Source organism: Actinokineospora sp. UV203, from assembly GCF_056323665.1.
In genome coordinates, this window is record NZ_CM150484.1 from 2,385,557 (window position 1) to 2,408,216 (window position 22,660).

The 22,660-nt window shown below is 70.0% G+C and carries 24 protein-coding genes; 18 read left to right on the forward strand and 6 right to left on the reverse strand.

Annotated elements, in window-relative coordinates:
* The first annotated feature begins 6 nt into the window (after positions 1–6).
* On the forward strand, positions 7–1,137 hold the full coding sequence (locus ACUZ2Y_RS10985) for a fatty acid desaturase family protein (RefSeq protein ID WP_476329454.1): 1,131 nt from the start codon (positions 7–9) through the stop codon (positions 1,135–1,137).
* Positions 1,138–1,154: 17 nt separating this feature from the next.
* Positions 1,155–1,370: a hypothetical protein gene (locus tag ACUZ2Y_RS10990; protein WP_091371994.1), complete on the forward strand. Its 216-nt coding sequence runs from the start codon at positions 1,155–1,157 to the stop codon at positions 1,368–1,370.
* Between the two features lie 221 nt (positions 1,371–1,591).
* Here ACUZ2Y_RS10990 and ACUZ2Y_RS10995 read toward each other — a convergent pair whose 3' ends face one another.
* From ACUZ2Y_RS10995 to ACUZ2Y_RS11010, 4 genes are all read right to left on the reverse strand, one after another.
* On the reverse strand, positions 1,592–3,145 hold the full coding sequence (locus tag ACUZ2Y_RS10995) for an acetolactate synthase large subunit (protein WP_476329456.1): 1,554 nt from the start codon (positions 3,143–3,145) through the stop codon (positions 1,592–1,594).
* A 28-nt stretch (positions 3,146–3,173) separates the two neighbouring features.
* Positions 3,174–4,544, reverse strand: a complete 1,371-nt coding sequence (locus tag ACUZ2Y_RS11000) for an FAD-binding oxidoreductase (protein ID WP_476329457.1) — start codon at positions 4,542–4,544, stop codon at positions 3,174–3,176.
* A 274-nt stretch (positions 4,545–4,818) separates the two neighbouring features.
* Positions 4,819–5,886 (reverse strand): NAD(P)/FAD-dependent oxidoreductase, encoded by a 1,068-nt coding sequence (locus tag ACUZ2Y_RS11005; RefSeq protein ID WP_476329459.1) that lies wholly within the window; start codon positions 5,884–5,886, stop codon positions 4,819–4,821.
* 9 nt (positions 5,887–5,895) lie between these two features.
* Positions 5,896–6,483, reverse strand: a complete 588-nt coding sequence (locus ACUZ2Y_RS11010) for a TIGR03086 family metal-binding protein (RefSeq protein ID WP_476329460.1) — start codon at positions 6,481–6,483, stop codon at positions 5,896–5,898.
* Positions 6,484–6,562: 79 nt separating this feature from the next.
* On the opposite strand from ACUZ2Y_RS11010, the gene ACUZ2Y_RS11015 reads away from it, so the two are divergent.
* Together ACUZ2Y_RS11015 and ACUZ2Y_RS11020 are read left to right on the forward strand one after the other, a co-directional pair.
* Complete coding sequence (locus ACUZ2Y_RS11015; RefSeq protein WP_476329462.1) at positions 6,563–7,327, forward strand: DUF6597 domain-containing transcriptional factor; 765 nt, start codon at positions 6,563–6,565, stop codon at positions 7,325–7,327.
* Entirely contained in the window at positions 7,324–7,746 is a 423-nt protein-coding gene (locus ACUZ2Y_RS11020) for a GNAT family N-acetyltransferase (RefSeq protein WP_476329463.1), read from the forward strand. The genes ACUZ2Y_RS11015 and ACUZ2Y_RS11020 overlap by 4 nt, the downstream gene beginning before the upstream one ends.
* On the opposite strand, the gene ACUZ2Y_RS11025 is transcribed toward ACUZ2Y_RS11020, so the two are convergent.
* On the reverse strand, positions 7,743–8,369 hold the full coding sequence (locus ACUZ2Y_RS11025; protein WP_476329465.1) for a TetR/AcrR family transcriptional regulator: 627 nt from the start codon (positions 8,367–8,369) through the stop codon (positions 7,743–7,745). The two genes, ACUZ2Y_RS11020 and ACUZ2Y_RS11025, sit on opposite strands and share 4 nt — an antisense overlap.
* A gap of 61 nt (positions 8,370–8,430) precedes the next feature.
* Between ACUZ2Y_RS11025 and ACUZ2Y_RS11030 the strand changes: the two genes are divergently transcribed.
* Together ACUZ2Y_RS11030 and ACUZ2Y_RS11035 are read left to right on the forward strand one after the other, a co-directional pair.
* A complete protein-coding gene (locus tag ACUZ2Y_RS11030; protein ID WP_476329466.1) occupies positions 8,431–9,075 on the forward strand; it encodes a hypothetical protein in 645 nt (214 codons plus the stop codon).
* A 54-nt stretch (positions 9,076–9,129) separates the two neighbouring features.
* Positions 9,130–10,185 carry an FAD-dependent oxidoreductase gene (locus tag ACUZ2Y_RS11035; protein ID WP_476329467.1) on the forward strand — a complete coding sequence of 352 codons (1,056 nt, stop codon included), beginning with the start codon at positions 9,130–9,132 and terminating at the stop codon, positions 10,183–10,185.
* Positions 10,186–10,212: 27 nt separating this feature from the next.
* Here ACUZ2Y_RS11035 and ACUZ2Y_RS11040 read toward each other — a convergent pair whose 3' ends face one another.
* The gene (locus ACUZ2Y_RS11040; RefSeq protein WP_476329469.1) at positions 10,213–10,977 is read right to left on the reverse strand and encodes an SGNH/GDSL hydrolase family protein; all 765 of its coding nucleotides are present in this window, start codon (positions 10,975–10,977) and stop codon (positions 10,213–10,215) included.
* A gap of 56 nt (positions 10,978–11,033) precedes the next feature.
* Here ACUZ2Y_RS11040 and ACUZ2Y_RS11045 point away from each other — a divergent pair, with 56 nt between their 5' ends.
* The 12 genes from ACUZ2Y_RS11045 to ACUZ2Y_RS11100 all read left to right on the forward strand — a co-directional run bounded on the left by ACUZ2Y_RS11045 (position 11,034) and on the right by ACUZ2Y_RS11100 (position 22,611).
* The gene (locus tag ACUZ2Y_RS11045; protein WP_476329471.1) at positions 11,034–12,092 is read left to right on the forward strand and encodes an oxidoreductase; all 1,059 of its coding nucleotides are present in this window, start codon (positions 11,034–11,036) and stop codon (positions 12,090–12,092) included.
* Between the two features lie 11 nt (positions 12,093–12,103).
* Complete coding sequence (locus ACUZ2Y_RS11050) at positions 12,104–12,505, forward strand: VOC family protein (protein ID WP_476329473.1); 402 nt, start codon at positions 12,104–12,106, stop codon at positions 12,503–12,505.
* Complete coding sequence (locus ACUZ2Y_RS11055; RefSeq protein ID WP_476329475.1) at positions 12,502–12,897, forward strand: OsmC family protein; 396 nt, start codon at positions 12,502–12,504, stop codon at positions 12,895–12,897. The genes ACUZ2Y_RS11050 and ACUZ2Y_RS11055 overlap by 4 nt, the downstream gene beginning before the upstream one ends.
* Before the next feature lie 295 nt (positions 12,898–13,192).
* Positions 13,193–14,278 (forward strand): hypothetical protein, encoded by a 1,086-nt coding sequence (locus ACUZ2Y_RS11060; protein ID WP_476329476.1) that lies wholly within the window; start codon positions 13,193–13,195, stop codon positions 14,276–14,278.
* The gene (locus ACUZ2Y_RS11065) at positions 14,278–15,723 is read left to right on the forward strand and encodes an ABC transporter substrate-binding protein (RefSeq protein WP_476329477.1); all 1,446 of its coding nucleotides are present in this window, start codon (positions 14,278–14,280) and stop codon (positions 15,721–15,723) included. Before ACUZ2Y_RS11060 ends, ACUZ2Y_RS11065 begins: the two co-directional genes overlap by 1 nt.
* Positions 15,724–15,823: 100 nt before the next feature.
* Positions 15,824–16,720: a branched-chain amino acid ABC transporter permease gene (locus ACUZ2Y_RS11070; protein WP_476329479.1), complete on the forward strand. Its 897-nt coding sequence runs from the start codon at positions 15,824–15,826 to the stop codon at positions 16,718–16,720.
* Between the two features lie 70 nt (positions 16,721–16,790).
* Positions 16,791–17,927: a branched-chain amino acid ABC transporter permease gene (locus ACUZ2Y_RS11075; RefSeq protein WP_476329481.1), complete on the forward strand. Its 1,137-nt coding sequence runs from the start codon at positions 16,791–16,793 to the stop codon at positions 17,925–17,927.
* On the forward strand, positions 17,914–18,687 hold the full coding sequence (locus ACUZ2Y_RS11080) for an ABC transporter ATP-binding protein (protein WP_476329483.1): 774 nt from the start codon (positions 17,914–17,916) through the stop codon (positions 18,685–18,687). Before ACUZ2Y_RS11075 ends, ACUZ2Y_RS11080 begins: the two co-directional genes overlap by 14 nt.
* Positions 18,684–19,391, forward strand: coding sequence for an ABC transporter ATP-binding protein (locus tag ACUZ2Y_RS11085; RefSeq protein WP_476329484.1), 708 nt, complete (start codon positions 18,684–18,686; stop codon positions 19,389–19,391). Before ACUZ2Y_RS11080 ends, ACUZ2Y_RS11085 begins: the two co-directional genes overlap by 4 nt.
* A gap of 25 nt (positions 19,392–19,416) precedes the next feature.
* Positions 19,417–19,887, forward strand: a complete 471-nt coding sequence (locus tag ACUZ2Y_RS11090; protein ID WP_476329486.1) for a hypothetical protein — start codon at positions 19,417–19,419, stop codon at positions 19,885–19,887.
* On the forward strand, positions 19,884–21,032 hold the full coding sequence (locus tag ACUZ2Y_RS11095) for a M15 family metallopeptidase (RefSeq protein WP_476329488.1): 1,149 nt from the start codon (positions 19,884–19,886) through the stop codon (positions 21,030–21,032). The genes ACUZ2Y_RS11090 and ACUZ2Y_RS11095 overlap by 4 nt, the downstream gene beginning before the upstream one ends.
* Positions 21,033–21,129: 97 nt before the next feature.
* Positions 21,130–22,611, forward strand: coding sequence for a S8 family serine peptidase (locus ACUZ2Y_RS11100; RefSeq protein ID WP_476329491.1), 1,482 nt, complete (start codon positions 21,130–21,132; stop codon positions 22,609–22,611).
* Positions 22,612–22,660 lie beyond the last annotated feature (49 nt).

Here is a 22,660-nt window from a genome sequence, read left to right on the forward strand (position 1 = left end):
CCCACCATGACTGTCACCACACTCCCGAAGCTCAGCAAGGCCCAGTTCGACTCCCTCGGCCGCGAACTAGACGAGCTGCGCCAGCGCGTCATCGACGACCTCGGTGAAGCGGACCGCAAGTACATCTACGACGTCGTGAAGGTCCAGCGGACGCTGGAGGTCATGGGCCGCGGCATGCTGTTCGCCGGGTTCTTCCCGCCCGCATGGGTGCTCGGCGTGACCGCGCTGTCGGTGTCGAAGATCCTCGACAACATGGAGATCGGCCACAACGTCATGCACGGCCAGTACGACTGGATGCGTGACCCGGCGCTGAACTCGAAGATGTTCGACTGGGACACCGTGGCGCCCGCGGAGAACTGGAAGCACTCGCACAACTACATCCACCACACCTACACCAACATCCTGGGCAAGGACCGCGACATCGGTTACGGCGTCCTGCGCATGGACGAGGGCCAGAAGTGGAACCCCTACTACCTGGGCAATCCGGTGTACGCGTTCCTGCTGATGGCGTTCTTCCAGTGGGGCGTGATGCTGCACGACATGGAGACCGAGCGGCTCATCAGCGGTGAGAAGAAGTGGTCGGAGACCAAGGGCGTCCGGCAGCGCATGTGGCAGAAGGGGCTCAAGCAGACCCTCAAGGACTACGTGCTGTTCCCCGCGCTGACCGGTCCGATGTTCCTCACCACCCTGGCGGGCAACGCGACCGCGAACCTGGTCCGCAACGTCTGGGCGTTCTCGATCATCTTCTGCGGGCACTTCCCCAGCGGGGTGCAGACCTTCACCGAGGAGGAGACCGCGAACGAGTCCCGCGGGGAGTGGTACTACCGGCAGATGCTCGGCTCAGCCAACATCACCGGCGGCCCGCTGTTCCACATCATGTCCGGCAACCTGTCGCACCAGATCGAGCACCACCTGTTCCCGGACATCCCGGCCCGGCGCTACCCGCAGATCGCCCCCGAGGTCCGGGCCATCTGCGCGAAGTACGGCCTGCCATACAACACCGGCGGCTTCAGCAAGCAGCTTGCGTCGGTTTTCACCAAAATAGTGCGTCTTGCCCTGCCGGACAGCTTTTGGGGCACGCCGTCGGGCCCGCCGGCGGGTACGGTCGGCAGTGGCCGCGCGGTGCGTGCGGCATGAGAGGAACGGGGGCCGACATGGTCAGCGAATTCGAGACCGCGAAGGACACCGTGCAAGAGCTGACGGAGTCCGCCGCCACCCACATCGGGCACATCGCGACGATCATCACCGGGGCGGTGCGCGACGTCGCCCGGGAGATCGGCTCGTGGGCGACGGACGTGATCGAGATGCGCGACGCGGCCGAGCGCGCGAAGGCCGACCACGCGCCGCTCGTCATCGACGAAGACCGCTGATCCGCGCTCAGTGATCCGAAGAGAACACCTTTGAGGATTTTGGCTTCCTCAAAGGTGTTCTCTTCGTCCATGGAAGTGACGCTGCGCTGGGCGTATGACCTCCTCCGGGTCCACCCGTCCGAGGTCTCGTCGCGGCTTTCCTTGTCTGCGACGCTTGATTGGCCCGTACAGTCCAGCTAGGAGTGACTTGTGCGCACCACGGCAAGACGGCCCGTGCCTCATCAGATGAGTGACGGCACCATCGCATCGATCAGGTGCGGGCCTGGCTCGGCCAGCGCACGGCTGAACTGTTCGGCCAGTTCCTCCGCCGTGGTGGCCCGGCTCGCCGAAACTCCCATACCCTCGGCCATCTTCACGAAATCCATGTCCGGTGTGGACAGGTCGAGCAGCGAGTTCGCGTTGGGGCCCGCGCCCTCGGCGCCGACCCGCATCAGCTCCATCCGCAGGATGGCGTAGGCGCGGTTGTTGAGAATGACCGTGGTCACGTTGAGGTTCTCGCGGGCCATCGTCCAGAGCGCCGAGATCGTGTACATCGCGCTGCCGTCGGACTGCAGGCACACCACGGGCCGGTCGGGGCACGCGATCGCGGCGCCGACACCGACCGGCAGGCCTTGGCCGATGGCGCCGCCGGTCAGGGTGAGCACATCGTGGCGCGGCGCGCCCGCGGTGACCATCGGGATCATCAGGCCTGAGGTGTTGGCCTCGTCGGAGATGATCGCACCCTCGGGCAGCAACGCGCCGATGACCTCCGCCCAGTTCTGCGGTGTGAGCACCCCGGAGGGCAGCGCGGGCCGGGAAGGCTCCTGCAGCAACGGTTTCGCGTCGGCGGCGACGCGCTCGGCGAGGCTTTCCAGCGCGGCCGCGACATCCTCGCCGAGGTCGGAGAGCGTGTGCACCTTGCAGCCTTCGGGGGTCAGCTCACTGGCCTTGCCCGGGTAGGCGAAGAACGACACGGGGGCCTTGGCGCCCACCAGGACCAGGTGTTTGACGTCGGTGAGCTGCCACTGCACCTGTTCGGACAGGTAGCCCATCCGGTCGATCGTGGGCAGGCCCGCGCCGCGCTCCAGGCGCGCGGGGAACGTCTCGATCATCGGCTTGGCCCCGGTGGCGACCGCGATCCGGCTGGCGGCAAGGAGTCCGCGTTCCCGGGTCGCCCCCGCCCCGAGCAGGATCACGGTCGACTCGCCGGACCGCAGCACATCCGCGACCGCGGCGATCCGCGAATCATCCACTGTGGACGGAGCGGGTGGCTCGATCGGCGATGCGACGACGCCGTCCGGCCCCCAGGAGACGTCGGCGGGCAGCACGAGGTTGGCGATGCGCCCCGGCGCGGTGCGCGCGGCGGCGACCGCCTCGGCGGCGTCACGGCCGATCACGGCGCTGTCGGTCGAAGTGCGGTTCCACCCGTGCGTCCACTCCGACAGGGCGTCGATGTCGGACTCCAGCGGCGCGTCGAACCCCTTGTGGGACAAGGCGTGGTCGCCGATGACGTTGACGATCGGGGTGTGCGCGCGGCGGGCGTTGTGCAAGTTCGCCATACCGTTGACCATGCCGGGTCCCAGGTGCAGCAGGGTCGCGGCGGGCTTGTCCGCCATCCGGCCGTACCCGTCGGCGGCGCCGGTCACCACGCCTTCGAACAGCGCCAGCACACCCCGCATCTCGGGCACGGAGTCGAGCGCGGCGACGAAGTGCATCTCGGAGGTGCCGGGGTTGGCGAAGCACACGTCGACGCCCCCATCGACCAGCGTGCGGATCAGTGACTGTGCGCCGTTCATGAGGTCCTTCTCTTGCCGGGGAGGGAGTTCAGTCGAACAGGACGCCGGGGTTGAGGATCCCCGCCGGGTCGAACGCCTGCTTGATCCGGCGCATCAGGTCGATCTTCGCCGGGTCTTCCAGGTCGAGGAAGTAGGGCTTCTTGGCGTGCCCGATCCCGTGTTCGCCGGAGATCGCGCCGCCCAGGGCCATTCCCGCCTCGAACAGGCCGCGCAGCGTGGCCGTCCGCTTCTCGGCGTCCTTTTGGAACACCGCGAGGTGCACGTTGCCGTCGCCGGCGTGCCCGCAGCCGACGACGAAGCTCTCGTTCGCTTGGGCGATCTCGGTGACCTTCGCCATGAACTGGGGCAGCGACGCGCGGGGGAGGACGGTGTCGATGATCTCGTCGGCGCCCGCGCCCTTGGCGGTGAAGAACGCCCTCTCCCGGGCCTCGATGAGCTTGCGGGCCGAGGGGCCGGGCAGCACGTACACGTCGACCGCGCCCAGCTCGCTGAGCAGCGTGCCCACGGCTTCCACGTCGGCGTCGAGGCGGTCGCTCGCGCGGTTCTCCAGCATGACGACGAGGTAGGCCTGGGAGGTGTCGCGGACCTGGTCGGGGATGCCGAGCCGCAGGTCGGCGGTGTAGGTGATGGCGCCCATGGTCATGGCGTCGATGTACTCGAGGATGAGCGGCGCCAGGCCGCTGCCGACGACCTTCGGGACCGCCCGCACCACCGCGTCGAGGTCGGCGAAGGGCGCGAGCACGGTGGCTTGGTGGGCGACGCGGGGCTGCAGCTTGAGGGTCGCCTCGGTGATCAGCGCGAGGGTTCCCTCGGAGCCGACGATGAGCTGGGTGAGGTCGTATCCGGTGCTGGCCTTGACGAACTTCCCGCCGGTGCGCAGGACTTCGCCGGTCGGCAGAACGGCTTCCAGGCCCAGGACGTGGTGGCGGGTGACGCCGTATTTCACCGCGCGCATCCCGCCCGCGTTGGTCGCGGCGGTGCCGCCGAGGCTCGCGCTCAGCTCGCCCGGGTACACGGGGTAGACCAGCCCGACCTCGGCCGTGCGGTCCTCCAACTCTTGCAGCGTGACGCCGGGCTGGACGACGGCCACGTGGTTGTCCGTGTCGATCTCGATGACCTTGTTCATCCGATCGAAGGACACCAGGATGCCGTTCTCGCGCGGCACGGCGGCGCCGGAGAGGCCGCTGCCGGACCCGCGGGCGGTGACCGGCGTGTTGGCCTCGGTGGCGACGCGCAGGATGTCGGCGACCTCGGCGGCGGTGGCCGGGCGGACGACATAGGCGGGGCGGACGGGTTCGGCGGACAGCGTCTCGTCGTGCGAGTAGTCCTCCGAGGCGTCGGCACCCGTGTGCACATGCCCGGCTCCGACGACGTCAGCCAGCTTCGCGGCGAGGTCCATCGCTTCACGATAGTGCGCTGATCAGTCCTCCGCCCAGATCATTCAGGCGATCTCCACGACGACCGGCGCGCGGTCCGACGCCCCTACGCCCGCGCGCTCGTCGCGGTCGATGAATGCTGATTCCACGCGCGGCCGGGGAGGGCGAGCCGAGGACGAAGTCCAGGCGCATCCCGCGATCGCGTTCGTAGCGCTGGCGGTAATAGTCCCAGTAGGTGAAGACCTCGGGGCCGGGCGCGTGCGGGCGGACGACGTCGACGTAGCCATGGGAGTGAAGCTACGCCGCCCAGAGCGGACTGCGTAGGTCTTGGGCGGTCACCGAGATATCGGCCGGGATCGTCTCACCGAGGATGACGGCGGCGCCCGCGGCGGCCAGCGCGGGGGCCATCTGGATGCCATAACCGCCCTGACCTGCGAAGAAGTGGAATCCGGGGTGGCCGGGCGCGGCCCCCACGACCGGGGTGCGACCGGGCGTGAACGAACGCAGCCCAGCCCACGCCGTCCGGACGGAACGCAGGCCCAGGGTGGTGACCTCGTTGACCCGGTCGATCGCGAGGGCGACGTCAAGCTCGTCGGGCTTGGCGTCGCACGGCTCGCTGGGGGTCTCGTCGGCGGGCGAGAGCAGCACGCCCTCACCTTCGGGGCGGAAGTAGAACCGGTCGGCCGCGTCGGCAACCAGCGGCCAGGCTGGGTCGACCGGTCCCCCGACGGCGATCGCGATGGTGCGTTTGAGCGGGGTCAGGCCGATCGAGGGGACCCCGGCCAGCGCGGCGATGTGGTCGGCCCAGGCGCCCGCGGCGTTGACGACCTCGTCCGCGTGGATCTCGTCTGGGCCGAGGGTGACCCGCCAGCCGCCGCCGTCGCGGGTCAGGGCGGTGACGGGGGCGCCCATGCGGATCTCGCCGCCCCGGGCTTTCAGCTCGCGGACGTAGTGCTGGTGCAGGCCCATCGCGTCGATGTCCATCGTCCCGGTGTCGAGGGCGATGGACCGGAAGGCGTCGGGGCGAAGGGCAGGGCACAGGTCTCGGGCTTGGGTGATGGTGATGGGCTCGGCGGTCCCCGCGCCCACGGTGTCACGAACGTGCTGTTCACCGGCGTCGTCGGTCGACACCCACAGCATGGGTCGAGGACTGAGCAGATCCGGTGCGAACCGGGTGCGGCAGGCGGCGGTGAGGGCACGGACGACGGGGCCGCCGTAGCTCGGCAGGTAGATGGCGGCGGAGCGGCCGGTGGTGTGCCGGGCGAGCATCGGCTCGGCCTCAACCAGGAGCACGTCTCGGCTGGTCGCCAGTTCGGCCGCCACGGACACCCCAGCGATACCGCCGCCAATCACTACCGTCGTCATGCCCGCACCCTACGGCCGCCAGGACGGATCGCGGCCGGTCAGTCCGGCGAGCCGGTCGAGCACCGGCGCGGTGTCGGGCACCTTGACCTCGGCGCCGAACGCCTCCCACTCCCGGGCCATGTCGGCCATGCCCTCGGCGTCGGCCAGCGCGACGCGGGCGAGTTCGTCGTCGGCCTCGAGGATCTGGCCGGTCGCCTTGGCGAGGTCCCAGCCGTGGATGACGAGTTCGCCGTAGACCATCTGTCCGATGAAGGACGCGGCGAGCGGGCTCGACGCCATCACCGACTCGCCGTCCCACGCGCCCGGCTCGCCCCACGCGCGGACCGCGCGGTCGAGTCGGTCGGCGAAGAAGTCCTGGAAGTCGGGCTTGGCCGCGTAGTCGGTGAGGCCTTCCTTCTCTGAGCCGTCCTCGGGAACCGGCAGCTTGCGCGCGGTGCGCTCGGAGACGACGGCCGACCAGTGCGTGAGGTGGTTGACCAACGCGCGCACGTCCCAGTCGGCGCACGGGGTGGGGAGGTCGTACTGGTCGGGCTTGACGTTCGCGACGACAGCCGCAGCTGCCTTGGCGGCCCGTTCCATGCAGGTCTGCTTGTCCATGCCGTCGACGCTATGAGTTGTCCACAGGGGAGGTCTTGAAGAAACGCGACATGTCGGTGCAGGGGGTTATGTTGCGGGCGTGGCGGTGGTCGGAGAGAAGCGCAAAGGCGTGCTCGGCGCCCAGGTGGGCACCAAGTTCGACTTGCGCACGCTGGCGCCCTCGGCCGCGCTGGCACCGTTCGTCGAGTACTACTGGCTGGTGTCGTGGGACCTCGCCGAGCCCATCGAGCAACAGGTGCTGCCACACCCCAACGTGCACCTGGTGTTCGAGGACGAAGGACCGCTGCTCTACGGCCTGATGCGCGGGAAGTTCGTGCGGCGGCTCGAAGGTGAGAGGCACGTGCTCGGCGTCCGGTTCCACCCCGGCGGGTTCCGGCCGTGGCTGGGCACGCGGGTCTCCTCGCTGACCGACAAGGTCGTGCGCGGGTTCGTCGAGCCCGGCGGTGTCCTCGCGGCGGACGACGCCGACGCCATGGTCACGGCCGCGGAGGCGTTGTTGTCGCCGCGGCTGCCCGAGGTCGACCCTGTGGTCGACGACATCCGCGCGATGGTGGCGGCGATCGACGGCGGTGTGTCCAGAGTGGACGCCCTGGCCAGGGAGTTCGGGTTGACGGCGCGCTCGGTGCAGCGGTTGTTCAGCGAATACGTCGGTGTGGGGCCGAAGTGGGTGATCCGCCGGTTCCGGATGCACGAAGCCGCGGCCCGCGTCGACTCCGGGGCGGATGTCGACTGGGCGGGCCTGGCCAACGATCTTGGCTACGCCGACCAAGCCCACTTCACCAGGGAGTTCACCGCGAATATCGGTGTCTCCCCGGCCCGCTACGCCGCTACATTGCGCGCATGAGCGAGTATGAAGTCGACGACGATCCGAAGCGGGTCGATCTCGACGCGGTGTGGGCGTACCTCTCCACGGACGCGTACTGGGGCCAGTGGCGCACCCGCGAACAGGTCGCCGCGCAGATCGAGTCCGCGTGGCGGGTAGTCGGCGCCTACGAGCGGTCGACGGGCGCGCAGGTCGGGTTCGCCCGCGCGATCTCCGATGGCGTGGCGTATGGCTACCTCGCGGACGTGTACGTGCTGGAGTCGGCACGCGGCAACGGATTGGGCAAGGCGTTGGTGCGCACGATGATCGACGAAGGCCCGGGCGGGGCGTTTCGGTGGACGCTGCATACCAAGGACGCGCACGAGTTGTATCGGCGCTTCGGTTTCGCCGAGCCTGGGGTGACGTACATGGAACGGCGCGGGACTGGCTCGCTTGACTAGGGGTCGAGCAGCAGTGTGGGCAGCGCTTCGCAGAGCCAGTCGATGTACTGCTCGTGCGACCAGCCTCGCTCTTTGGTCATGATGAAGTACGTCGTGTCGCCGTAGACCGTCAGCAGGATGTCGGTCGCGGTGTCCACGGTCAGCCCGGTTCGCAGTGGCGCCTTCTCCGCGAGCTCGGCCACGACCTCGCGGAACCCCGTGCGCCGCAGGTTCTCGTGGAACTCGTGCGTCCGGCGCACCTCGTCGTCGGTGAGCGCCGCGCCGCGCAGGATCTCGCTGATGGTGCTTGCCCGCTCGAACAGCGGACCGGCTCCCCGGATGAAGTGCCCAAGTGCCGTCGCCGCGTCCGGTTCGGCGGCCATCGCCCGCCACCACGGCGACTCCTGCGGGATGGTCGGTTCCTCCTCGCCCATGACGAGGCTGTCGATGACCGCGCTGATGAGTGCCGACTTGGTGTGGAAGACGAAGTACACCGTCTGACCGGCGACCCCCGCCCGCTTCGCGATCGAGGCGATCGTGGCGCCGTGGTAGCCCTTCTCGCCGAACTCCTCGTGTGCCGCGCGCAGGATCTTGCGCCGCGTGGCCTCGGACTTCTCGCGGCGAGAACTCTTGACTTCACCCATGATGCGCCCACACTATTGGAAGGTACTCACTAGAGTAACACTCTAATGTAAGGGTAAGATCATGAGCGCAGTCGACACCCGTGCGGCGAGATCGCCCGCCGCCACCACCTTCGTGCGCCGCGCAGGCGCTGTCTGCCTGTGGGCCGGGCTGTTGGGCGCCGCATCCGGCGTCTTCCTGGCCGTCGTCCCGGCCGCGGTGCCCGAGGAACGCTTCAGCTATCCGCTGACCGCGGGCGCTTTCGTCGCGATCCAGCTCTGGTTCTTCGTCCAGCACCTCGGGCTGATCCTCGGCCAGACCGCGCTGTGGCGGACCGGCGTCGCGGGCCGGTCGCGCGCGGCCTGGATCGGCCACGCGATCGCTCTAGCGGGCATGGCGCTGCTCACCGTGACCGAGGTGATCGCGACGACCGCGGCCGAAGACCCCTACCCCAGCGAAGCCACCGATCTCCTCGACATCCTCTATGGCGTTTCCAGCCTGGCCACCGGTCTCGGGCTCGTCATCGTCGGTGTCGCGGTCGTGCGGGCCGGTGTCTGGCCGGGCGCGCGCCGGTGGCTCCCGCTGGCCATGGGCGTCTGGGTCTTCGTGCCGATGACCCCGGCGATCATGGCGGGCCACATCCCCGCGCGCCTGTCGATCGCGGGCTGGATGCTGCTCTACGCCGCGCTCGGCTGGGCGCTGGCCCGGGCGGACCGCGACCGGATGTGACCGATCAGACGCCCGCCAGGGGAAGCCTCACGACGCCCAGGCGTTGATCCGGATATGACCACCGAGGTGGACGTCGCCGTCATCGGCGCCGGGCAGGCGGGCCTGTCGAGCGCCTACTTCCTGCGCCGCGCCGAGCTCGATTTCGTGGTGCTCGACGCCAACCCCGGACCGGGTGGCGCGTGGCAGCACCGCTGGCCGACGCTGCGACTCGGCGGGGTGCACGGCATCCACGAACTCCCGTACTTCCCCTTCGAGTCCGACGACCTCGACCGCCCGGCGGCTGAGGTCGTCGCCGAGTACTTCGGTGCGTACGAACAGAAGTTCGCCCTCCCGATCCGGCGCCCGGTGAATGTCCGCTCGGTGACCGACGGCCCCCGCCTGCGCGTCGAGACCGACCACGGCATCTGGACGGCCCGGGCCTTGATCAACGCGACCGGCACGTGGGACCGGCCGTTCTGGCCGCACTACCCCGGCCAGTCCGACTTCCTCGGCACGCAGCTGCACACGGCCGACTACCCCGGCCCGGCCGCGTTCGCGGGCAAGCGGGTGGTGGTCGTCGGCGGCGGAGCGTCCGCCGTCCAGGCGCTGATGGAGATCGCCACCGTCGCCGCCGCCACGACGTGGGCCACCCGGCGCCCCCCGGTGTTCCGCACGGAACCGTTCACCCAGGAAGTCGGCCGGGCGGCGGTCGCCCGGGTGGACGAAGCGATGCGGGCGGGCCGCAGCCCGGCGAGCGTGGTGAGCGTGACCGGCCTGTCGCTGACGCCGGAGGTCGTCGCCGCGCGGGACAGCGGGGTGCTCGACCGGCAGCCGATGTTCGAGCGGGTGCTGCCGACTGGTGTGTCCTGGGCGGATGGCCGGTTTGTCGAGGCTGACGTCATCCTCTGGGCCACGGGTTTCCGGGCGGCGTTGGACCACCTGGCTCCGCTGGGCCTGCGCGGTCGCGGCGGCGGGATCGTCATGGACGGCACCCGCGTCGCGGCGGACCCGCGCCTGCACCTCGTCGGCTACGGCCCGTCCGCCAGCACCATCGGCGCCAACCGGGCAGGCCGAGCGGCGGTTCGGGACATCCGCGCCCTGCTAGGACAGCGGACGACCAGCGCGGCCTAGGTCCTGTCCTGCAAGCCCGGACAGGACCTAGGCGAATGGTGAGAGCTCGGGCCGCTTGGGCGCGCGCCCGTCACCCGAGGACCGCCCGGTGAGCCGCCTGCCGATCCACGGTCCCAGGTGCAGCCGCGCCCACCGCACGTCCGATCGCACGCGACGCGCCACCGACGCGGGCGCCATCGGCGGCACGGGACCGGTCCAGTCGAATTCGGGCTCGTGTCCCAAAGCCTGCAGGGTCGCCTCGGCGACCCGGCGGTGACCTTCGGCGTTGAGGTGGATGCGGTCATCAGCCCACAGCGCGGGCGAGTCGAAGACCTTGGCGGAGAACAGGTCCACGACGATCGCCGAGTGCTTCTCGGCCAGTTCGTCGACCACCGCGAGCAGCCGGTTGATCCGCGGCATCAGCCGCGCGCTGCCGCGCATCCGGCCGGTCGGGTCGACCACGCGGAACAGCACCAGCTGCTTGGCCGCGCCGGACAGCTCCGCCGCCGCGTGGGTGATCTTGGCGGCCACCGCGCCGACGTCGCAGCCCGGCCGCAGCACGTCGTTCATGCCGCCGGCGAAGCTCACCAGGTCGGGGGCCATGGCCACGGCGGGCGCGACCTGTTCGTCGACGATCTGCCGGACGAGCTTGCCGCGCACGGCGAGGTTCGCGTAGCGGAATCCTGGTGTCGACACCGCGAGCCGGTCGGCGACGAGGTCGGCCCAGCCGCGGCAGGTGCCGTCCGGGAGGTCGTCGGACATGCCCTCGGTGAAGGAGTCCCCCAGGGCCACGAAACTGGTATATGCGTTCATATTGGGGCCGAGTTTAAACTCTTGAGTAACTTGTCTTGGGCGCTAGGGTCCGGCACATGAAGCGACCCTTGATCATCGCCGCGGCTGTCGCGGCGGCCTTCGGCTTGCTGCAGGTCCCCGCGTCGGCCACCCCGGAACCCGGACTCGCCTGGCAGCTCTCCCCCACCGGCTCCGATGCCCGCCTGCGCGGCCTTTCCGCCGTCAGCCACCACGTGGCGTGGGCGAGCGGCAGCGGCGGAACCGTCCTGCGCACCACCGACGCGGGCTCGTCCTGGCAGCGGTCGACCCCGCCGGGAGCCGAGACCCTGCAGTTACGCGACATCGCGGCGTTCGACGCCGACAACGCGGTGGCGATGTCGATCGGCCCAGGTGAGGACTCGCGGATCTACCGCACCACCGACGGCGGCGCGACGTGGACCGAGACGTTCCGCAACACCGAGCCGACCGCGTTCTACGACTGCATGGCCTTCTTCGACCGCAGGCACGGGCTCGCGCTCAGCGACCCGGTCGACGGCAAGTTCCGCGTCCTGTCGACCGGCGACGGCGGCGCGACCTGGTCGGTCCTGCCGACCGACGGGATGCCCGCCGCCCTGGAGGGCGAGTTCGCGTTCGCCGCGAGTGGGCAGTGCATCAGCGTCGCCGGCGGCCGGGACGCGTGGATCGCGACCGGCGGCGGCGCCAAGGCGCGGGTGCTGCACTCGAATGACCGCGGCCGGACCTGGACGGCGGCCGACACCGTGCTGGCGAGCAACGCGAGCGGCGGCGTGTTCGCCACGGCGTGGCGTGACACCAAGCGCGGGATCGCCGTCGGCGGCGACTTCGCCGCGCCCACCAACGGCGTCGACGCGCTGGGCCTGACCCAGGACGCGGGCCAGACCTGGACCAAGCCGTCGAACGCACCGCAGGGCTACCGCTCCGGCGTCGCCTGGCACCCCTTCGTCCGCAGTGGTGCGATAGCGGTCGGACCGACCGGCAGCGACGTCACCTTCGACAGCGGCCGCAGCTGGAAACAGTTCGACGCGGGCACGTTCGACACGGTTGACTGCGCCCGCGACGGCGCGTGCTGGGCCGCGGGAGCGACCGGCCGGGTCGGCATCCTCCGCCTGACGACGTAAGGACACACCGCGTGGCTTCAGCGATCCACAACATCACCTTCGACTGCGCCGACCCGTACACGCTGGCCCTCTGGTGGAGCGAGGTCGTGAACCGGCCCATCCAGCCGCAGGACGAGCCGGGCGACCCGGAGGCGATGATCCACTTCGACCACGGGCCGACGCTGCTCTTCATTCGCGTCCCCGACGGGAAGTCGGCAAAAAACCGGGTCCATCTCGACCTGCGCCCGGACAACACCCGCGACACCGAGGTCGAGCGGCTGCTCGCCCATGGCGCGTCGCTGGCCGACGACCAGCGCAGGCCGGACGGCACCGGGTGGGTCGTGCTGGCCGATCCTGAGGGCAATGAATTCTGTGTGGAGCGTTCGGCAGCCGAAAAAGAGCAGCACAGTAAAGGCCCGGGTGTCACCGCATGACCATCAATGTGGAACGCACCGCGTCGCACGAGTTCGTGGCGCGCAATGATCGCGGGGCCGAGGTCAAGATCGGCCGCGTCGGCCAGGAAGGGTCGTTCAGTCCGGTCGAACTGCTCCTTGCGGCCGCGGCGGGCTGTGTCGCGATCACCGGCGAGGAGCTGGTCCTGCGTCGCGCGGGTGAGATCCCGATTCGGGCGACGGCCGCCGATGTGCGGCCCGCCGACGCGCACCGACTCGACGGCGTCGACGTCTCGCTCGACGTCGACCTCTCCGGGTTGGACGCCGACGCTCAGGCGGAGGTGCGGGCGGTGGTCATCCGAGCCGTCGAGGCTCTGTGCACCGTCACCCGGACGTTGAAGCAGTCGAGTGAAGTGCGGCTGACCATCCCCTGAGGACGCGCGGAAAATTTCGCGACGAGAGCCCGCCCTACCTGGTGAAACACCAGCGAGGGCGGGCTTTCTCGATCTTGGCTGCGGTATTCGCGCCCAGCGTGTGCGCATCTTCGGCGCGGTTGCGTCGTTGACCGCTCGACAGACACCCCCGCTGTCCGGCTCGCCGTCGCGGCGTCAGGAGGTCCTTGTGAGTGGTCACAACTCCAGTGCCCGAAATATGTCTCGCTGTCCCAACAACCTCCGGTCGAGCCGGCCGTTGAGTCCGGTATCGACAGTCGCCGACACCGGGAGAACCATGTCCACGCGCAAGCGCCGCGCCGCGATCGCACTGATCGGCGGGCTCGCGTTCTTGACCGTTCCGGGGATCTCCCAAGCGGCCGCTCCCGAAGTCGCCCCGGGCACCATGTCCGGCGTCTCGGTGGTGAAAACGGGGTGGTGGTGGCGGGTCAACGAGACCCCCGACCAGCCCGCCGCCGCACCGCCGGCCATAACACCGCCCAACGCCCCCAACGGGTCGCTGCCGGTGGCCGCGGCGATCGGCGATCCCGAGAAGATCTTCGCCATCGAGTTCGCGCTGGACGCCGAACCAGGGGCGACGGTCACGTCGTTCGTCTTGGCACTCAAGCAAAGCGGCGCGACCGCGGCCAACGCCAACCAGGAGAGCGCGAAGATCATCGCGTGTCCGGTGACCGAGTTCTGGGCCGATGGCCAGGCCGCGCCGTGGAAGACCCAGCCGCTGTTCGACTGCGGCGCGTCGGCGGCGGGAACGGCCGGACCGGGCGGCGTGTGGACGTTCGACCTGACCTCGATGGCGAGCGCCTGGCTCGCACCGGGCAGTTCGGCGCCGCCGTCGGTCGTGCTGGTCGAGCAAGTCGAGGCGCCCGCGACGTTCCAGGTCGCGTTCGACGGCCCGGCGGCCAACGGCGTAGGTGCGAAGCTGGTCTCCACACCCGCCCCACCAACCACCAATCCGTCCATTCCGGACAGTTCGACAGGCGGTGGATCGGACGGATCCTCCGGCGGCTCAGGCGGAACCGCCGCGGGTGACCTCGGCGGCGGTGGCGGCGGTGGCGGAGTGCCTGCCGATGCCGGCGCCGCACCCGATACAGGCGCGATACCCGCGGACGCGGGCGTGCCGGTCGCGGCGGGCCCCGAGTCACCGGCTGCGGCGGGGCAGGCGCAGGCCGCGCGGAGCACGAGCAAGCTGCCCATTTTCGACAACATCCCGACGGCGGCGCTGTTCCTGATCCCGGTGGTTCTCGTCGGCGCGTACCTGATGATGCTCGCGCTCGGCCCGGCGGGTGAGCCGACGCTGACGACGGTCCGCCGCGGCGTGAGCCGCGCCCTGGAAACGCGGCGTGCCGCGGGAGGTCAGCTGTGATGCGCGTTCGGAACACCTTGGTGCCCGCGGTCTTCCTTACCGTCGCCGCGCTCGTCACGACTGCTTGCGGCCAGAAACCCGGCGTGGCCGAACTCGGGATCGGCCCGGGCGGCGGCCCGTACTACGGCGACAACGGCGCGGGCGTCGGCGCGGACGGGGTCCCGCTCGACCCCGCGGCCGCGGCACCGGACGTGATCGCGGGCCAGCCCGCGGCGAACGTGCCGGGCGCGGGCGGGTCGACCGGCGGCGGATCGACGGGGGGTGGGGCCGGCGGGACCCGGCCCGGCGGCGGTGGTGGTGGTGGTGGTGGCGCCACGCCCGGCGGCGGTGGACCTGGGGACCGGACCGGCGTCACTGACACGACTATCAAGATCGGCGTGCACGCCCCGGTCACCGGCGCGGCCGCGTTCCCCCAGCAGTCGTTCCAGAGCGGTGTCGGGGTGTGGGCCAACCACATCAACAGCAAGGGCGGAATCCACGGCCGCAAGATCGAGATCGTGTTCCGGGACGACCGCTTCGACCCGAATAGCGCACGCGGGGTGTGCAAAGAACTCGCGCAACAGCAGAAGGTCTTCCTGCTCATCGGCGCGGGCGGCTCCGACCAGATCGACGCCTGCGCCCGCTACGCCACCTCGGTCAACACGCCGTACCTGTCGGCCGGTGTGCACGAGACTCGGCCGAACCTGGGCTCCCTCAACGCCTTGCGCACGTTCTACGCGATGTCGCTGACCTACGAGGAGCAGGTGCCGCTGCTGGTCAACGTCGCGAAGACGGACCTGACGGGCAAGAAGGTCGCGGTGATCGTCGCCGACAACGACAGCCTCAACAACTTCTACGCCAAGGTCGACGGCGCGATCAAGCAGGCCATCGGCGCGAATGTGGTGCTGTCGAGGCGAATCCCGAAGAAGACCGACGTGGACGCCCCGGCCATCGCGACCCAGATCTGCAACAGCGGCGCGCAGGCGGTCCTGTGGAACGCCAGCCCGAGCGGCCTGATCAACGTCAGTAAGTCGATGACGTGCGGCGTGCAGTTCTTCGGGCCCGGCAACACCAACGGCCTCAACATCGTGGCCACCGGCGGCTGCCCCAACGTGGGCAACGCGCTGTTCTTCTCGTCGTTCCCGGGTCTGGACAAGATCGGCCAGATGGACCCGGAGTTCGACCCGGCGTACCGCCGCAAGACCGGGGCCGCGCCCGACGACATCGGGGTCGCGCTGTGGGGCGCGGAGAAGCTGATCGGCTCGATGCTCCAGGCGACCGGCAAAGACCTCAGCCGGGAGAAGTTCCTGGCGACCCTGGCCAGTGGCAAGCGGTTCGACACCGGGGTGTATCCGGGCGTGCAGTGGAGCGGAAGCGACCACTTCGGCGGCACCGCCATGCACCTGTTGCGGGCCGACTGCGGCGCGCGGCAGTACCGCACCCAGCGGCTGAACGTGGCGCCATGAGTGAGCTTGCGCGCGAATCATTGACACAGTGCGAGCCGGCGAACGATTCCTCGGCACAGTGCCTTCGCGAGTGGAGCCACCGAAACTGTGAGGTGGCCGCATGAGCATCGACGAACTGGGCATCGTCCTGGTCACCGGTGTCCTCCAGGGCAGCGTCTACGCCTTGGTGGCACTCGGAATCGTGCTGGTCTACCGGGCATCCGGAGTGTTCAACTTCGCCCAGGCCGAGTTCGGCACCACGGGGTTGTTCGCCGCGTTCGTGGCGGTGGAGATCTGGGGCTGGTCCTACGGCTGGGGTGTCCTCTTCGGACTGCTCGCCGCGGTCGCGATGGGTCTGCTGACCGAACGGCTGGTGATCCACCCGCTGCGCAACGCCTCGAAGGTGACGCTGCTCGTCGGCACGGCGGGGGTGGCGCTGACGGCGGTCGGAATCCAGTTCTGGCAGAACAACGAGGTGCCGATCCGGCAGCTGCCCAAGATCGTCGAGGGCGTGGCGGCGACACCGTTCGGCGCCGCGGTCACCTACCAGCAGCTGATCACCTTCGGCGTGCTCTGCGCGGTCGCGGTCGCGCTGGCGGTGTTCTTCCGGTCGCCGTCGGGTCTGGCGATCCAGGCGGCGCAACAGGAGTCGACGGCGGCGGAACTGGTCGGCATCAGCGTGCGCCGGGTGTCGATGATGACCTGGGGCATCGCCGCGCTGCTCGGCGGCCTGGCGGGTGTGCTCGCCGGCCCCAACACCACGTTCACCGCGGGCTTCCTGACCTTCGGCGCCGGCCGGGCTCTGCTGCCGGGGCTCATGGCGGCCGTGCTCGCGGGGATGCGCAGCATGCCGGGCGCGGTCGGCGGCGGACTGGTCGTCGGCGTGGTCGAGCAGCTGGGCACGCTGTCCGCGCTCGAACAGGTCCACGGCGCGAAAGCCCTGGTGCTGTTCGTCTTCCTGCTCGCCGTCCTGCTGCTGCGGCCGCAGGGCCTGTTCGTCCGGAGGGCAGCGACATGAGCGAGCTTGCGAGCGAATCATCGACACAGTGCATTCGCGAGTGGAGCCGCCGAACCTGTGAGGTGGCCGCATGAGCGCCACGACACAAACCCCGGCCGAGAAGACCGTGGTGCTGCCGACGGTCAGCGCCGAGGAGAAGCCTTTCCGCCCCGGTCTGTCCGGCGTCCTGAGTCGAGGCGTGGCCTGGGCCGCGGTGGCCTGGCTGGTGCTCGCCGTCCCCGGCAACCATCTCTCGCCGTTCGATCTCGGCGTCTCCGATGTCGGCGTGCTGTCTACGGCGGCAATCTTCGCCATCATTGGTCTCTCGCTGAACGTGCTGATCGGCTACGCGGGCCAGATCTCGTTGGGCCACCAGGCTTTCGTCGGCATCGGCGCGTTCACCTCCGCGTTCGTGGTGACCGACCTGGGCATGGAGTTCTGGCTTGCGGTCCCGGTCGCGGCGATCATGGGCGGGGTCCAGGCGGCCGTGCTCGGCGCGATCTCGCTGCGCCTGTCCGGGCTGTACTTCGCGCTGGTCACCTTGGCGTACGGGATGTTCGCCGAGGAGAGTCTGTTCGGCATCGCCGCGCTGACCGGCGGCGAGGGCGGCAAGGCGGCGCCGCGGCCGATCGGCTTCGAGACCGACTACCAGTACTACTACGTGTGCCTGGCGTTCCTGGCCCTGGTGTGGTGGCTGGACCTGCGGCTCACCCGGACCAAGGGCGGCCGGGCGCTGCAGGCGCTGCGGGAGAACCCGCGGGTGGCCTCGTCCTACGGCATCAACGTCAAGGCCTACACGATGCTCGCGTTCGTCGTCTCCGGTGTGTTCGCCGCGATCGGCGGCTCGCTGCTCGCCCACCACGACGAGGTGATCGTGCCCAGCAGCTTCGACTTCGAACTGGCCCTGCTGTTCGTGCTGATGACGGTCGTGGGCGGGCTGCGCAACCGGCTCGGGGTAGTGCTCGGCTCGGTGTTCTTCGCGCTGCTGGGCTCGGGCTTCCTGGTGGAGGTGCTGCACCTGACCGGCTTCGTCGAGGGCGTCATCGGGCTGCCCAAGGAGTTCGTCGCCCTGGTGATCGGCCCGATCCTGCTGCTGCTGACGATCACCCGCTACCCCGGCGGCATCGGCCAGCAGGTCGCGCCGATCCGGGGCTGGATGCTCGGCGGCCGGTTCGACCGGCACGCGGGCGCGGTCAAGGAGATCGAGGTGAACGATGTCCGTGCTTGAGGTCGACGCGGTCAGCATCAACTTCGGCGGTGTCCAGGCGCTGCGCGAGGTCACCCTGCGCGCGGGCGAGTGGGAGATCGTCGGCATCATCGGACCCAACGGCGCGGGCAAGACGACGCTGTTCAACTGCATCACCGGCTTCTACAGTCCCACTTCCGGCCGAGTGCGCCACCGCGGCCGCGACATCACGGCCATGCCGGTGCACGCGCGGGCCGCGCTCGGGATCGGGCGCACCTTCCAGAACGTCGGCCTGGTCAAGAACGCCACGGTGCTGGAGAACCTGCTCACCGCACAGCACCTGCGCATCGGCTACGACCCGGTGACGGGCATGACGGGCGGCCCCGCGACCTTCGCCGAGGAGCGCGGGCTCACCGACCGCGCCCACCAGCTCCTCGAACTGTCCGGGCTCGCGGGTCACGCGCACGCGCGGGTCGCCGACCTGCCCTATGGCCTGCTCAAGCGCATCGAGATCGCCACCGTACTGGCCACCGACCCCGATCTGCTGCTCCTCGACGAGCCGGGGTCCGGTCTCGGCCCCGAGGAGGCGCACTCTTTGGGAGACACGCTTCTCGGGCTGCGCAAGGAGTTCGGCCTCACCATCGTGATGATCGACCACCACGTTCCGCTGGTCACGCGGATCTCCGACTACGTGTACTGCCTCAACTTCGGGGAGGTGCTCGCCGAGGGCAAACCCGACGTGGTGCGCCGCCACCCCGAGGTGGTCCGCGCGTACCTGGGCGAAGAGGAGGCCGCGTCGTGACGCTGCTCAAGATCGAGGGGCTGGTCGTCGGCTACGACGCCTTCCCCGTGCTGCACGGCATCGACTTCGAGGTCCAAGAGGGCGAGGTCTGTGTCCTGCTCGGCCTCAACGGCGCGGGCAAGACGACCACGGTCAGCACCATCGCCGGTCTGCTGCGACCGCGGTCGGGGCGGGTCCTGTTCGACGGCAAGGATCTTGGTCGCAAGTCGCCGTCGGCGCGGGTGAGCGCGGGCATCTCGCTGTGCCCGGAGGGCAGGCGGGTCTTTCCCCGGCTGACCGTGCGGCAGAACCTGCGGCTGGGCGCGTGGACGCGCAGGCGCGACAGCCTGACGGTGAAGCGGCAGCTCGACCTCGCCTACGACTACTTCCCCCGGCTCGCCGAGCGCGAGGAGCAGCTCGCGGGAACGCTGTCCGGCGGCGAGCAGCAGATGCTCGCCGTGGGCCGCGCGCTCATGTCACGGCCCCGGCTGCTGCTGATCGACGAGGCATCCCTCGGGTTGTCCCCCACCGTGGCGAAAACGGTGTGGGAGGTGACGTCGCGGATCAAAGCCGACGGCACAACAGTGCTGATGGTCGAGCAGAACGCGGGAGCCCTCCCGTTCGCCGACCGCGCGCTGATCATGGAGAAGGGAACGCTGGTCTACACCGGCGTCGGCGATGAGCTCCGCGAGGTCAACCTGCGTGAGGCCTACCTGGGCGCCTGAGCTGCCCACGACGAAGGAGTAAACAGTGCGGATCAACCTGGGTCGACTGGGCGGGCAGCTGGGGGTGCTGCTCTGCGTCACCGGCTTCCTCGTGATGTTTCTCGGCTGGAACGGCGCCGCGAGCAGCAACTTCACCCCCGCGCAGTTCCCGTACCTGATCTCCGGCGGCATGGCCGGGCTGGCGATCGTGGTGATGGGGTCGGCGATGATCATCGTGCAGAATCACCGCGCGGACCGGGTCCGGCTGGAGGACGCGCTCGACCGGGTCGCCGCCGCGGTGGCCGACCACGGGACCAGCCCGGCCGCCGCCAACGGGTTCGGCTTCACCGGGTTCGTCGTGGCCGGTGAGTCGTCCTACCACCGGGTCGACTGCCACCTGCCACAGGCGCGCGACGAGGCCGACCTGGTGAAGATCGACGACGTGATCGTGCGCGGCCTGACCCCGTGCCGGGTGTGCAGCCCGCCGCGAATTGGACAGGCGACGCTGCCTCTGTGAGACAGCTCGTCGCCCTGGTGCTGTGCGCGCTCGTCACCGGGTGCGGCGGCTATGCCGGCGAGCCCGCGGCGGCGGCCGCACCACCGCCGATTCCGGTCGACTGGTCGGTCGAGGATCCGGGTCCGCCGCCCACCGAGCCGCTGCGGCCGGATCTACTCGTCCTGGGCACGGACACCCTGCCCGAACCGTTCGTGGACGAGGTGCTCGCGGTGCGCGGTGTCCGGGGATCGCTGCGGCTTTCCGTCGCCTCGGTGGCCGTCGCGCACCAGACCATCACGGTGGCGGGCGCGGACCTCGCGCCGTACCGGCGGTTCGCCGCGAAGGCCACCGCCGAGTCCGAGCCGGTGTGGCGCGCACTGGCCGCGGGCGAGGCGGTCATCACCCATGAGATCGGCCGCGACCTGAGCCAGGACCTCGGCGGCGAGCTGGCACTGCGGGACCAGAGCCAGGACTTCCGCCTCCGCATCGGCGCCTACGCCTCGACCGTGCCGACCATCGACGCCCTGGTGAACGTGCGCCGCGCCGAACAGCTGGGCATGGCTCCCGGCAACGCGATCCTGCTCTCCGTGGACTCGACGGACGTACGGAAGGCCATCGAGCGGGTCGCGGGCGACACAGCAGCGGTCCAGCCGCTCGTCGAGCCTGCTCGCGGGGGCGGCGGAGAGCGGCAGGCGGCGTACCTGACCGGCGGCTCGGTGGCCAAGGCGGTCGGCTCGTTCAGCTACCGGTACTTCCCCGACGGGAGCGTCGAGCCCGACGCCCGCTGGGTGGCGGCGAACATCCGCACCGAGACCGTTCCCCTGCTGGGCCGGGTCACCTGCCACCGGCGGATGCTGAGCCAGCTGCGCGGCGCCATGGCCGAGATCGAGCGGACCGGACTGGGCACTTTGGTGCATCCCGGTGAGTATGGCGGCTGCTACGTGCCCAGATTCATCGGCCGCGACCCGCGCCGTGGACTGTCGCTGCACACGTGGGGCATCGCCGTGGACCTCAACGTCCCCGGCAACATGCCCGGAACGGCAGGCCAGATCGACCGGCGGGTGGTGGCGGTGTTCAAGAAGTGGGGCTTCTCCTGGGGCGGGGACTGGCGGCAGCCGTCGACGGACCCGATGCACCTGGAGCTGTCCGTGCTGGTGAGCAACTGACCTTCGACCATGGACACCGGCCCTCCCACCTGGTAGACCCTGCTGGGGCTCTACGCGGGAAATCAAGGTCGGGGACCGTCCTACCGGAAGGTCCGATATGAAGTATTCGAGACGCAGGCTGTCCGCCGTTCTCGGCCTGACAGCGGCACTGGTCGTCGCGCCGGCGGCCACCACGAGCACGGCCGCGACCAGCGCCACGGATTCGACCTATGTCGTGCTCTACCGGCAAGGCGCGTCGACCTCGGACGCGAGCCAGGCCATCGCCGCCGCGGGCGGGACCGTCGTGGCGAACTACGCCGAGATCGGTGTCATCGTGGCCCGCTCGGCGAACACGGCGTTCGCGAACACGGTCAAGAAGTCGAGCAAGGTCGACGGTGTGAGTGCCACCTCCGGGTTCGGCACGCGCCTGGACCCCGGCGCGACCGACGCCGCCGCCGTCGATGCCGCGCAGGCGGCCTGGGGCGACACGCTGTCCGGCCTGCAGTGGGACATGGTCCAGATCAACGTGCCGCAGGCCCATGAGGTGAGCGGCGGCTCCAGTTCCGTCATCGTCGGCGACATCGACACCGGATTGGACTTCACCCACCCCGACCTCGCGCCGAACTACGACGCCGCGCGCAGCGCCGACTGCTCCAGCGGCAGTCCGACCCCGCTGCTACCGGGCAACGACGCCAACGGCCACGGCACGCACACCGCGGGCACGATCGCCGCGGCCGCCAACGGTTCCGGCATCGTCGGCGTGGCCCCGAACGTGAAGATCGCGGGCATCAAGTCGAGCAACGACGACGGCTACTTCTTCCCCGAGATGGTGGTCTGCTCGTTCATGTGGGCCGCGAAGAACGGCATCGACGTGACGAACAACAGCTACTTCGCCGACCCGTGGCTGTTCAACTGCAAGAACGACCCGGGCCAGCGGGCGATCTGGGAAGCCGAACGCCGCGCCATCCGCTACGCGCAGTCCAACGGCGTGCTCGTGGTCGCGTCGCAGGGCAACGACAGCACCGACCTGTCGCACCCGACCGTGGACGTCATCAGCCCCGACTTCCCGCCCGGCAGCGAACAGGAGCGGCAGATCACCAACGCCTGCTCGGTGGTGCCGGTCGAGGTTCCCGGAGTCGTCGGCGTGACCGCGACGGGCAACCTGCGGCTCAAGTCCTTCTACTCCTCCTACGGCATCTCCACCGCCGACGTCACCGCCCCTGGTGGCGACTCGCGGCTGCAGCTGACGGCCGCCGCGCCGAACGGACGGGTGCTCTCGACCTATCCGGCGGCGAATCCCTGTGCGCGCTCGGTCACCGACCCCGGGACCGGCGCGAAGTACTGCTACCTGCAGGGCACGTCGATGGCGGGCCCGCACGCCGCGGGTGTCGCCGCACTGCTGGCCTCGGTCCGCGACGGGTCTTCCGGCTCGCTGGCGGCTCGGCTGCAGCAGGCGACCAACCCGCTGGCCTGCCCGGACACGTCGATCTACGCCGCCTTCCCGCAGAACAGCGGTGCGCCCCAGACCTGCCAAGGCGGTCCGGCGCACAACAGCTTCTACGGCTCGGGTGAGGTCGACGCGCTGAAGGCGGTCAGCTAACACCGGATTGGTGTCCAGGCCGACCGGCCTGGACACCATCCTTGCCGGA